This window comes from Pseudorhodobacter wandonensis (genome assembly GCF_001202035.1).
GTDB lineage: Bacteria > Pseudomonadota > Alphaproteobacteria > Rhodobacterales > Rhodobacteraceae > Pseudorhodobacter > Pseudorhodobacter wandonensis.
The window spans coordinates 17,242-29,599 of sequence record NZ_LGHT01000026.1; the positions used below are offsets into that span (position 1 = coordinate 17,242).

The 12,358-nt window shown below is 56.6% G+C and carries 12 protein-coding genes; all 12 read left to right on the forward strand.

Annotated features, from left to right (window positions below; genetic code table 11):
* The first annotated feature begins 24 nt into the window (after window positions 1–24).
* The 12 genes from cpaB (at window position 25) to AKU79_RS06640 (ending at window position 12,302) form a co-directional block, all read left to right on the forward strand.
* Window positions 25–873: a Flp pilus assembly protein CpaB gene (cpaB, locus tag AKU79_RS06585; protein ID WP_050522799.1), complete on the forward strand. Its 849-nt coding sequence runs from the start codon at window positions 25–27 to the stop codon at window positions 871–873.
* A gap of 206 nt (window positions 874–1,079) precedes the next feature.
* Window positions 1,080–2,468 (forward strand): type II and III secretion system protein family protein, encoded by a 1,389-nt coding sequence (locus AKU79_RS06590; protein ID WP_050522800.1) that lies wholly within the window; start codon window positions 1,080–1,082, stop codon window positions 2,466–2,468.
* Window positions 2,469–2,472: 4 nt separating this feature from the next.
* Window positions 2,473–3,111 carry an OmpA family protein gene (locus tag AKU79_RS06595; RefSeq protein ID WP_050522801.1) on the forward strand — a complete coding sequence of 213 codons (639 nt, stop codon included), beginning with the start codon at window positions 2,473–2,475 and terminating at the stop codon, window positions 3,109–3,111.
* Between the two features lie 280 nt (window positions 3,112–3,391).
* Complete coding sequence (locus AKU79_RS06600) at window positions 3,392–4,678, forward strand: AAA family ATPase (RefSeq protein ID WP_050522802.1); 1,287 nt, start codon at window positions 3,392–3,394, stop codon at window positions 4,676–4,678.
* Between the two features lie 158 nt (window positions 4,679–4,836).
* A complete protein-coding gene (locus AKU79_RS06605) occupies window positions 4,837–6,174 on the forward strand; it encodes a CpaF family protein (RefSeq protein WP_408002837.1) in 1,338 nt (445 codons plus the stop codon).
* A 9-nt stretch (window positions 6,175–6,183) separates the two neighbouring features.
* The gene (locus AKU79_RS06610; protein WP_050522804.1) at window positions 6,184–7,152 is read left to right on the forward strand and encodes a type II secretion system F family protein; all 969 of its coding nucleotides are present in this window, start codon (window positions 6,184–6,186) and stop codon (window positions 7,150–7,152) included.
* Window positions 7,153–7,163: 11 nt separating this feature from the next.
* On the forward strand, window positions 7,164–8,138 hold the full coding sequence (locus tag AKU79_RS06615; protein ID WP_050522805.1) for a type II secretion system F family protein: 975 nt from the start codon (window positions 7,164–7,166) through the stop codon (window positions 8,136–8,138).
* 11 nt (window positions 8,139–8,149) lie between these two features.
* Window positions 8,150–8,716, forward strand: a complete 567-nt coding sequence (locus AKU79_RS06620; RefSeq protein WP_050523069.1) for a tetratricopeptide repeat protein — start codon at window positions 8,150–8,152, stop codon at window positions 8,714–8,716.
* Between the two features lie 36 nt (window positions 8,717–8,752).
* On the forward strand, window positions 8,753–9,607 hold the full coding sequence (locus AKU79_RS06625) for a tetratricopeptide repeat protein (RefSeq protein WP_050522806.1): 855 nt from the start codon (window positions 8,753–8,755) through the stop codon (window positions 9,605–9,607).
* A complete protein-coding gene (locus tag AKU79_RS06630; RefSeq protein WP_050522807.1) occupies window positions 9,607–10,092 on the forward strand; it encodes a prepilin peptidase in 486 nt (161 codons plus the stop codon). Before AKU79_RS06625 ends, AKU79_RS06630 begins: the two co-directional genes overlap by 1 nt.
* A 69-nt stretch (window positions 10,093–10,161) precedes the next feature.
* The gene (locus AKU79_RS06635) at window positions 10,162–11,478 is read left to right on the forward strand and encodes an ATPase (protein WP_050522808.1); all 1,317 of its coding nucleotides are present in this window, start codon (window positions 10,162–10,164) and stop codon (window positions 11,476–11,478) included.
* On the forward strand, window positions 11,478–12,302 hold the full coding sequence (locus tag AKU79_RS06640; protein WP_050522809.1) for an NAD(P)-dependent oxidoreductase: 825 nt from the start codon (window positions 11,478–11,480) through the stop codon (window positions 12,300–12,302). Before AKU79_RS06635 ends, AKU79_RS06640 begins: the two co-directional genes overlap by 1 nt.
* Window positions 12,303–12,358: the final 56 nt, after the last annotated feature.

A 12,358-nucleotide genomic window follows, 5' to 3' on the forward strand; every position in this document is an offset into this window, starting at 1 on the left:
ACCCTTCTATTTGAGGTGATTGTAATGCGTATGGTATTTGGACTTGTCTTGATCGTCGGGGTGGCGCTCGCCGGTGCGGCTGTTTGGATGGTTCAGGGCTATGTCAAACAGGCCCAGCTGAACGTGGCCCGCGAACAGGCGATGCGGCTAAAGCTTGGCGAGTTGGTTGACGTTTATGTTGTCAACAAACCCATGGCCTATGGCACGCCGATTACGAAAGAAGATGTCGAACTGGCAACCTTCCCCGTGAAATCGCTCGCGCCGGGTGCCTATGTCGATGAGGCGGCCCTGTTTCCGGGCGACTATGCCCAGCCGCGCTATGTGACGGTGCAAATGGAAAAGATGGAACCGATTCTGGGCTTCAAAGTAACAGAACCCGGTGCCGATATCGGCCTGACCTCGCGCCTGACCAAGGGCAAACGCGCCTTTGCCATCAAGGTAGACGTGGCCTCTGGTGTTTCCGGCTTTGTACAGCCCGGCGACAAGGTTGATGTTTATTGGACCGGTTCCACCCAAAGCAACACAGGCGATTTCACCCAGCTGATCGAAACTGCCGTCAATGTGGTCGCGATTGACCAGGCCGCAAACAGTGACCGCGGCACAACCGCAACCATCGCCCGCACCGTCACCGTAGAGGCAACACCGCAACAAGTCGCACGTCTGGCTCAGGCTCAGGCGACAGGGCGACTCGCGTTGTCGCTGGTCGGAACCGGCGATGAAACAGTTGTCGATGCGGTTGAGGTAGACAGCGCCGCCCTGCTGGGTATTCAGGCCCCCGTGGCCCCTGCTGTTGTCGAACAGGCCCGCCAATGCAGCGTCAAAACCCGCCGCGGCGCCGAAGTGGTGGATATTCCGATCCCTTGCACCAACTAAGCGCAAGGCCCCGCACACATAACCTAGCGTCGGGCAACTGGAAAAACACGACAAGTTGCGACAATATCCGTTTTTGTTGCAACTTGCCCACATCAAGAACGGCCTTCAAGGTTTTGATTCTTGCAATAAAAGCGAAAACCCTGCAAAGTATCGGCTAATATGGGCGAAAGAGACCCATTTCTGAGGCGCCATCGAAAGGCAGTGATATGAGAATGCGGACCCTCCTCGGGGCGACGGCGCTTGGCCTGGCCCTGATACAGCCTGTCGCCAGCAAGGTTGAGGCGCAGAGCCTGCGTGTCATGACTGGCGCACCTGCAAATGCGCTTCAAGTACCGATGAACCGCGCCGTGGTTGTTGAAAGTGATGTGCCCTTTGCCGAGCTGTCGATTGCCAACCCCGGCATTGCCGATATTTCCACCCTGTCGGACAAGTCGATCTATGTGCTGGGCAAAGCTCCGGGCCGCACAACGATGACCTTGCTCGGCGCTGATGGCCGCCTGATTTCGAACGTCGAGGTACACGTCACCCCTGACATCGCCGAATTCAAAGAACGCCTGCGCCAGATTTTGCCGGGCGAACAAATCGAAGTACGCACCGCCAATGATGGTATCGTACTGTCCGGCACTGTCTCCAGCACCGCCAAGCTGGACCGTGCGCTAGATCTGGCAAACCGCTATGCCCCTGAACGCATTTCAAATTTGATGAGCGTGGGCGGCACCCAGCAGGTTATGCTCAAGGTGCGCTTTGCCGAAATGCAGCGCTCGGTTTCCAAAAGCCTGTCGGCCTCATTGGGCATCAACTCAAGCAATGTCGGCGCTGCTACAGGCAACATCACAGGGATCAACAACTACTTATCTGGAAACACTATTTCCACCACGGCCAATGGCGCGATGGGGATCGGCTTTTCGGCCGGATCAGTACAATTCGCAGTGCTGCTCGAAGCCCTCGAATCCAAAGGCGTTGTGCGCACGCTGGCCGAGCCAAACCTGACCGCCCTGTCAGGGCAAGAGGCCAAGTTTCTGGCGGGCGGCGAATACCCAATTCCCGTTGCAGGCGGCAACGACACTGTGACCATCGAATATAAACCCTTTGGCGTTGAAATGAACTTTACGCCGGTGGTGGTTGATGGCGATCTTATCAACCTGACAATCAATGCCAGCGTGTCGTCGATCGACAGTACTGTCTCATTGCAATCAGGCGGTTTCACCATCAACGCGTTCAAACGCCGCGAAACCTCGACCACGGTGGAAATGCGCGATGGCGAAAGCTTTGCGATTGCCGGCCTGTTGCAAGATGATTTCCGCAACCTCAACGGTCAGGTGCCGTGGCTCGGCGATATTCCGGTGTTGGGCGCCTTGTTCCGCAGTGCCGAATATGCCCGCGCTCAATCTGAACTGGTGATTATCGTTACCCCGCATCTGGTCACACCAACCCGCGGCGAGGCTTTGGCCCTGCCCACCGATCGCGTGAAGCTGCCGACCGAGCGTGAGCAATTCCTGTTTGGCAAAATCACCGGCAAAAACGCGCCCAAAGGGGCCGCCGGTGAAGTTGCGCGCCAGGATTTCAGCGGCTCTTACGGCTATGTGATGGAGTAGGCAAATGCGGATTTCGACTTTATTGTTAGGTGTTTCCTTGCTTGCCGTTGCAGGTTGCGGGTCAGAATTTAATCGCGAAACCGGCGCCGACAACACAGAGCAGTTCGGCAATGCAACGATGAATAACGTGCTGATCCAATCGGGTCAGAAAGATTATGCCATACAATTGGCCGGCCGCTTTGCCAATGAAGTGCCGTCAACCATCACCTTTGCCTTCAACTCCTCGCAACTGGATGGCAGCGCCATCGCCACCTTGCGCCAGCAGGCCGATTGGATAAAAACCTTCCCCGAGGTGCGCTTCCGCGTCTATGGGCACACCGATTTGGTAGGGTCGAATGCCGCCAACCAGGCCTTGGGCCTGCGCCGCGCCAAGGCCGTTGTGGCCTATTTTGCCAGCCAGGGTATCAGCCGCAGCCGGCTTGAGGCGATGGCCTCATACGGCGAAACCCGCCCTGTGGTGCAAACGCCCGGCCCCGAAGAACGCAACCGCCGCACCGTGACCGAAGTGTCGGGTTTCGTACAAAACCACCCGAGCGTGCTGAACGGCAAATATGCCGCCGTAATTCACCGTGAATACATAGAGTTAGCCCAGCGCGCGCACCCGTCGAACCGGGTTATCAAAACCCAGACCAGCGGGAATTAACCCCTGAATAAGGCACAAAAAAGGGCCGGTTGTCCGGCCTTTTTTATTTCCACCGACGCTACATTAAGCATTTTGACCAAGCTTTGTATGCAAGACAGCAAAAGACCCAAGAATAGTGGCTATTCAGCCCCAATCTCGCCAACATTCTCCACCATCTTCAAACCTATCGGGAACAGTTGCGCGGCTTAGGTTTGCGCAGGGGTTTTGATTTCTTGCCGGATGCTTGGGTAAAAATGCCTCGGCGGCACAGGGACTCCCCGCTATTGAAGGGCATGAATTGATGACGAGTGTTGCGAATCTCCACCCAGAACCTGCGCCAATTCTGGCCTGCACGATTTCTCGTGACGTCCAGAATTTTGATCTGCTGATCGACGATATGGAAATTGAGCTGGGCGAGAATTGGGGTGACCTGTCGTTCGAAGACGCACTGGTCTTTCTGGATCAGCCCGAATCCTCTACGCTGGAATTTGTCGCAATCGCTGTGGACAGCGAAGATACCGTGGATTTGACGCCAATCACGGATCTGATCAAGCAGGCCAAGCTAAAGCAAATCAAAGTCGTGCTGATCGCCCATGATGTCAGCCCGGTCGCCCTGCATCAGCTTTTGCGGCTTGGCGCGGATGACTTTGTTCCCTACCCCTTGCCCGAAGGCGCCCTGCATGACGCCATTGACCGGATGCGCGCGCCGCCTGCCCTGATGGCGCCGGTCCCAGCCCTTGCAATCAGCGCGGCGGTTTCGCTTGACCACGGTCAGCAACGCTCGACAGCTCTCAAGGACAACCCCAACCATGAAGGCGTGGTTCTGCCGGTGCACGGCATGTCGGGCGGCGTTGGCGCGTCTACCTTTGCCTGCAATCTGGCGTGGGAACTTGCAACCATCTCTAAAACCGACGCCCCGCGCGTCTGCCTGTTGGATTTTGATTTCCAGTTCGGTGCGATCTCCACCAATCTGGACCTGCCGCGCCGCGATGCCGTGTTTGAAATTTTGCATGATACGGCAAGCGCCGACAGCGAATCCTTCCTGAAATCCATGCTGACCTTCAACGACAAGCTGCATGTGTTCACCGCACCGCCGGATATGCTGCCGCTGGACATCGTGAACGGCGAAGACATCGAGCGTTTGATCGACATGGCGCAGCAGAATTTCGACTTTGTTATCATCGATATGCCGACAACCATCGTCAGCTGGACAGAAACCGTCCTCAACCGCGCGCATGTGTATTTTGCGCTGATGCAGCTTGACCTGCGTTCGGCACAAAACGTTCTGCGTCTGGTGCGGGCATTGAAAGCCGAGGGCCTACCCGCCGACAAGCTGCGTTTTGTGCTGAACCGCGCACCGAAATTTACCGATCTATCGGCCAAAAGTCGGGTAAAGCGGATGGCCGAAAGTCTGGACATCTCTATCGAGGTGCAGTTGCCCGATGGCGGCCCGCAAGTAACACAAGCCAATGACCACGGCCTGCCTTTGGCAGAATCGAATGCAAAAAACCCGATCCGCAAAGAATTGCAAAAACTCGCCAAGTCTTTGCATGAACTAAATAATGCTGATGCCGCTGCGTCAAAGTAAGTCCGTATTCGACTATGTTTAAAAGGTAATTTCCTATGTTCTCGCGCTATAAGAAAACAAACGCTGGCACGCCAAAACCTGCTGCTTCAGCAGCCGTTGGGCCCAATGCCGTTGCGCCCCAGCGTATGGCACAACCGGAAAAAAAGCCGATTGTGCAAATGCGCCCTGCCATCGCCACAGCCGAGCGTAGCACAGCCGAAACGGTGATGGCCGACAAGGAACAAAAGCGCAAAAACAGGTTGATGGAGCTGAAAGTCGAGCTGCATAAAAAACTGCTGGAAAACCTGAACCTGGCTGCGTTGGAAACCGCCTCCGAAGCCAATCTGAAAGCCGAAATCGCTGCCATCGTTTCGGAAACCCTGGATGAAATGTCGGTCGCCCTGAACAAGGATGACCGCGTTGCCCTGAACCAGGAACTTTATGATGAGGTGATGGGCCTAGGCCCGCTGGAAACCCTGCTAAAGGATGAGTCGGTCAACGATATTCTGGTGAACGGCCCCAAGCGCATCTTTATCGAACGCAATGGCAAGCTGACCCTGACCGACATCACCTTCAAGGATGAGCGTCACCTGCTGCGGATTATCGACAAGATCGTTTCGGCCGTGGGCCGCCGCGTCGACGAATCGAACCCCTATTGCGATGCGCGTCTGGCCGATGGCAGCCGCTTCAACTGCATGGTGCCGCCGGTTGCCGTAGATGGCAGCCTCGTATCGATCCGTAAATTCAAAAAAGACAAGCTGAGCATCCCTGATCTGGTGAATTTCGGTGCCTTTACCGAAGAAATGGCCGCCTATCTGCAAGCCGCCGTTTCCACCCGTCTGAACATCATTGTATCGGGCGGTACCGGTTCGGGTAAAACCACCACGCTAAACGCGCTTTCGTCCTTTATCGACAACACCGAACGGGTTTTGACGATCGAAGATACCGCCGAACTTCAGCTGCAGCAAATCCACGTGGGCCGGATGGAAAGCCGCCCGCCCAACGTCGAGGGCAAAGGCGCCGTCACCCAGCGCGACTGTTTGCGCAACGCGCTGCGGATGCGTCCTGACCGGATCATCGTGGGCGAAACCCGCGGCGAAGAGGTTATCGACATGTTGCAGGCCATGAACACCGGCCACGACGGGTCTATGACCACGATCCACGCCAACTCGGCGCGCGATGCCGTATCGCGTCTTGAAAACATGATCGCGATGGCCGGTATTGAAATGCCGCTGAAAGCCGTGCGCAGTCAGGTCGCCTCGGCTGTGAACCTTGTTGTGCAGGCCAGCCGTTTGCAAGACGGCTCGCGCCGGATGACCTCGATCACCGAGATCACCGGGATGGAAGGCGAGGTCATCTCGATGCAGGAAATTTTCCGTTATGAGCGGCTTGGCCTTGCCCCCGATGGCAAGATTATCGGGCGTTTCAACGCAACAGGCGTGCGGTCGCACTTTTCCGAGCGCTTCCGCCAATGGGGCTATGACTTGCCTGCCTCGATCTATGAACCAATCGCCTAAGGATATTCCATGCAACTCTCGGCAGCGCCCCTAATTTATATACTGATCTTCGTCGCGGTGCTTGTACTGGTCGAAGGGATCTACCTGACGGTTTTCGGCAAATCGATCAGCCTGAACAACCGCGTCAGCCGCCGCCTTGCCTTGCTTGAAAAATCGGGCAGCCGCGAACAAGTGCTGGAACAGCTGCGCAAGGAAATGAGCCAGCACCTCAAGGCCCGCGGCATTCCGCTCTATTCCATTCTGGCGACCAAGGCGCAAAAGGCCAATATCGCCTTTACGCCGCAACAGCTGGTTATGATTATGGCCGCCCTCACCGCGTTTTCCTTTGTCGGCCTGACACTTGGCACCAACGCCGAACCCGCCGTGCGGGTCTTGATTGCCATCGCGATGGGGGTTGGCGGCGTTTATGTCTGGGTATCGAACAAGGCCAAAAAACGCATGGACCTGATGGAAGAGCAGCTGCCTGACGCTGTCGAACTGATGGTACGGTCTTTGCGTGTCGGGCACCCCTTCTCATCCGCGATTGCCATCGTCGCCAAAGAAGTGGCCGACCCTTTGGGAACCGAATTTGGCGTAATCGCGGATGAGGCCGCCTATGGCCGCGACGTGTCCGAGGCTTTGAAAGAATTTGCCGAACGGATGGACAGCCAGGATTTGCGCTTTTTGGCCGTTGCCGTGACCATTCAGCAAACATCGGGCGGCAACCTGGCCGAGATCTTGCACGGGCTTGCGCAGGTTATTCGCGCGCGGTTCAAACTGTTCCGCCGCGTCCGCGCCATCACCGCCGAGGCGAAATGGTCGGGCATGTTCCTGTCGGCCTTTCCGATTGGCGCGGTCATCATGATCCAGATGATCAAGCCGGACTATTATGACGATGTCAAAAACACACCAGAGTTCATTCCTGCCGCCTTGGTTGTCGGTGTGCTGCTCGTAATCAACGTGATCTTTATGAAGGTCATGGTAAATATCAAGGTTTAAGGGAAAGCAAAATGATCGCTCATATCAATCAGTTGCTTGTCAATGCGCTTGGTCCGATGGGGCCGCTCATGGTGATTGGCGGGCTCGGGGTCTTTCTTGTCTTGCTGACCTTGCCAACCATTCTGAAAAAGGGGCCCGAGCCTTTTGACAAGCTTAAAAACCAGCGTGTCGCAAACAACACCCCCGCGCTTATCGGGCTGCGCAACGACAAAAAAGGTGGCGCCGTTGACAAGCTGCAAAAATTCTCAACCTTTCTCGAGCCACAAAATGCCGAGGAAATGACGGCCTCGCGCCTAAAGATGCAGCGCGCAGGGTATCGCGCGAAAAACGCGGTGCAGCTGTTTCACTTTTCCCAATTGATTTTGGGCATCGGCTTGCTGATTGTCGGCGTGATTTACACGCTCTATGTTCAGACGCAGCACGATGTGACCACGCAAATGATGGTTATCTGCACCATTGGGCCGGGTGCTGCGGGCTATTACTTGCCCCAGTACTGGGTGCAACGCCGGATACAAGAGCGTCAGGATCAGATCATCTCGGGCTTTCCCGATGCGCTGGATATGATGCTCGTCTGCGTCGAGGCCGGACAATCGCTGGATCAATCGCTTATGCGCGTCGCCAAGGAAAGCCGCGCGGGCTATCCGGCGCTGGCCGACGAATTTGACACCGTTGCCCATGAAGTAAAGGCCGGGAAAGAGCGTATTGCCGTGTTGAAAGACATGTCAGAACGCGTGGGGATTGCCGATGTGTCGTCTTTTGTCACCACTCTGGTGCAATCGGCCACCTTCGGGACCTCGATTTCCGAGGCTTTGCGTGTCTATTCTGCCGAAATGCGCGACAAACGCGTGCTGCGGGCCGAAGAAAAGGCAAATACCTTGCCGACCAAGCTAACCCTAGGCACGATGCTGTTTACCGTTCCGCCTTTGATGATCATCCTCATTGGCCCGTCGGTACATGGAATTTCGAAAACGCTTAACGGGGGCTAACAACGCAGATGATAAAACGATCACCGGTTTTGATCGTGACTTTGGCTTTGATGGCCGCCTGTCAATCGACGGGCGGCCTTTCGGCTGCCGATAAAGCGCGCAACGCACCCTTCGCCGCCGATGGCAGCGAAAAAGGCGTCGACGGTTTGCTGGTCGGTCATCGCCTGATGGAGGCGGGCGAGTTCGAGCTGGCATTGCGCGCCTATTTGCGGGCCGCCGGTGAACAAGGCATGACACCCGATGTCCTCTCGGCGCTTGGGTCAGCCAATCTGCGGCTTGGCCGGTTGGGACAGGCCGAAACCCTGCTGCGTCAGGCGGTCAAGGCCGATCCCACCTCGGTTCCGGCATTGAACAACCTTGGCGTGGTGCTGATGGAACGCGACAAACTGGGCGAGGCCCGCGGCGTTTTCCAGAAAGCCTTTGCTTTGGATAGTGGCAGTTCAGACTCAATCCGCGAAAATCTGCGCTTGGCTATCGCGCGAACCGATGCAGCCGTGTATGATGACGAGGCACAAAGCCATGACTTCTCCTTGGTGCGCCGCGACGAAGGGCAATATGTATTGCTGTCGCAGCTCTAGGGTGGGGCATTCCGAGCAGTAAAAAAAGGACGCAAAATGCGCCGCCCAGTCTTACTTGTCCTGTGCCTCGGCGCAGTTGCCCTTATGGGCTGCCAAAAATCGTCAGATCAGGAAGTAAACCAGGCTTTGAAGTCGGTGAATGTGATCGACGAATCCAATTTGAACGACATCATGTTGACGGTTGGCGACCCGAATGAGGCGGTCAATTATTTCCGCAAAACCTCGGCCGAAAATCCCGACCGCATCGATGTGAAACGCGGGCTTGCCTTGTCGCTTATCCGCGCCCAAAAAGCGCAAGAGGCAGCCAGCGTTTGGGCCGATGTCGTCGCCCACCCCGAAAGCACAAATGATGACCGCGTGGCCTATGCCGATGCCCTGATCCGTTCCAACGAATGGGCGCGCGCCGAGGCGGAACTGAACAAGGTTCCCCCAACCCACGAAACATTTGAACGTTACAAGCTCGAGGCCATGGTGGCCGACAGCAAAAAGAACTGGAAAAAGGCCGACAGCTTTTATGAAATCGCAGCAGGTCTGACCACGTCACCCGCCGGGGTTTATAACAACTGGGGCTATTCCAAACTGTCGCGCGGCGATTATCCCGGCGCGGAAAAGCTGTTCTATGACGCGCTGACCTATGACCCGCAATTGTTTACCGCCAAGAACAACATCGTTCTGGCCCGCGGCGCACAGCGCAACTACGACCTGCCGGTTATCAAGATGACCCAGATCGAACGGGCGCAACTGCTGCACACCATGGCGCTGACCGCGATCAAACAAGGCGACGTGCAGATCGGCAAAGGCCTGCTGCAAGAGGCGATCAACACGCATCCGCAGTATTTTGAGGCCGCCGAACGGTCATTGGCCGCACTTGATGCCAAGGTGACAAACTGATGGCAGAACATGCGCTCTTGTGGTTCTTACCCTTCACCCTGCCCATCGCGATCTGGGTCGCATGGTCGGACATGAAATTCATGAAGATCCCGAACAAAGCCGTGCTGGCGCTGTTGCTGGTCTATTTGCTGGTCGGGCTGTTCGTATTCCCGCTGAAACTATACGGCTGGGGTTGGGCGCTGGCCGCCATTTTGCTGCTGATCGGCTTTATTACGACGACGGCGGGGCTTACGGGCGCGGGTGATGCCAAATTTGCCGCCGCCATGGCCCCGTTTTTTGCCACGGCCGATATGCGTTTGGTCCTTGCCCTGTTTGCGGCCTGCCTTCTGGGCGCGTTTGCCAGCCATCGGGTACTGAAATTCGTGCCCCCCTACCGTGCCGCATCTGCCGATTGGGAAAGCTGGACGCACAAAGACTTTCCGATGGGCCTCGCCCTTGCAGGTACGTTGCTGTTTTACCCGTTGCTGGCCGTTTCACTCGGCTAATGCGGCTTCACGCTTTTGAAACGCCCTTAGGCCAATAGTAGACATATTCCCAAACCACAGGTGCGTCAGATGAACCCACAGCCTCAATTGCCAAATGTACTTGCCCCCCCTGCTTGCAGAACTCTGGCCGATGTGGGTATTTCCATGGTGATGATGCGGGACATCTTGCTCAAAACCATGTTTCGCACCAACCTTGATCTGGTTTCGGCGCTCGCCCGCGCGATTTGCCTGCCTGTCCCCCTGACGCAGGAACTGATCGACATCGCCCGCACCCAACGCCTGCTTGAGGCAACGGGCACCATGCACGCCACCTCTGGCCGCGAAATGGGGTATCAGCTGACCGATGCCGGCAAGGCACGCGCGCTGGATGCGCTGTCACAGTCGGAATATTACGGTGCGATTCCAATCCCTTTGGATGATTACCGCATTCAGGTCGAACGCCAATCCGTGCGCAATATCCGCCTGTCGCGTGACCAGCTTTTGGGGGCGATGGGAAATCTGATTTTGCCGCCAGACCTGCTCGACAACCTTGGGCCGGCAATCACCTCGGGCCGGTCGATCCTGATGTATGGCCCGCCGGGCAACGGTAAGTCCTCTATCTCAAACGGTATTCGTGATGCGATGGGTGATAAGATCTACGTCCCCCGCGCGCTGGAATATGCAGGTCAGGTCATCACCGTCTATGACCCGATCGTCCATTCGGCAGCAGAAGAGGCTGTCGACGACCCTACATCGCTGCGCCGCACCTCGAACCGCTTTGACAATCGCTATGTCTGTTGCGAGCGCCCAACCGTTATCACAGGGGGCGAGCTGTCGCTCGATATGCTGGATTTGACCTATAATCCGACTGCCCGCACCTATCAGGCACCGTTGCAGCTGAAATCCACCGGCGGCATCTTCATCGTTGACGACCTTGGCCGCCAAGCCGAACCGCCGCAAAAGCTGGTCAACCGCTGGATCGTGCCATTGGAAGAGGCGCGCGATATTCTGTCGCTGCAATCGGGCGAAAAGTTCACCGTACCTTTTGATACGCTGGTCATTTTCTCGACCAACTTCCACCCGAATGAAATCTTTGACGGCGCGGCCCTGCGGCGTATCTTCTTTAAAATCAAGATCGACGGGCCAAACCAGGAAAACTTCCTTAAAATTTTCGCTATGGTTGCGCGGGCGAAAAAAATGCCACTGGATGAACGCGCCTTGGTGCATCTGATGAAGGTGAAATTCCCGACCATCCAGAACGTCTATGCCAATTACATGCCCAAATTCCTGATCGAACAGATCATCGCAATTTGTGATTTTGAAAACATCCCCTATCAGATGACTCCGGCCCTGATTGACCGCGCTTGGGGCAACATGTTCGTACGCGAAGAAAAGATCGCACATTGATGCAAGGGATTGGCGTCGCAGGTTGCGGGCGTATGGGCGGGCCAATGCTTGCCGCTTTGCGCCGCGCGGGGTTTGATGCGCAGGGGTTTGATGTCCGCCCTGCGGCCGATTTTCCGGGCCTGCCTGTCACCAATGACGCCGCAACCTTTGCCAAGCCGCTGAAAACCCTGATCACGGTCGTGCGGGATGCCGATCAAACCGATGATGTCTTGTTTGGGGCCACCGGCTTTGCGCAGGCGCCATTGCTGGAAACCATCGTTATCTCCTCCACCCTGTCCCCGCGCTATGTGCGGGGCTTGCGCGCCCGTATCCCAGCCCAAATCGCCTTGGTTGATGCCCCGATGTCCGGCGCCGCAATCGCCGCCCAAGAGGCGCGGCTGTCGTTTATGCTCGGCGGGGCCGAGGATGATCTGAACCGGCTTCAGCCGCTGTTTGCCGCAATGGGCCAGCATTTCCACCGCATGGGCGGCTTTGGCGACGGCATGGCCGCCAAGGTGCTGAACAACCTGCTTGCGGCAACCAATACCGCCATGACGCGCATGGTGCTGGATTGGGCCGATGCCCAAGGCATTGATGAAAAACGGCTTCTCGCCCTCATCCAAACCTCGTCGGGCCAAAACTGGCTTGCTTCGGGCTTTGACACGATTGAATTCGCGCGCGATGGCCATGACCCCGAAAACACCATCGGCATTTTGGTCAAGGATGTCGCCGCCGCATTGGATGCCGCCCCCAAAGACGCAGACCTGACCCTGCCGCAAACCGTGCAGAACGCGCTCAAAACCCTGCGCCCGCGCAAGGCCTATAGCGTTTCGACTTTAACTTGACCCAGATCACATCGCATAACGCGTTGAAATCTTTGATTTCAGGCAGCGTTATGTGA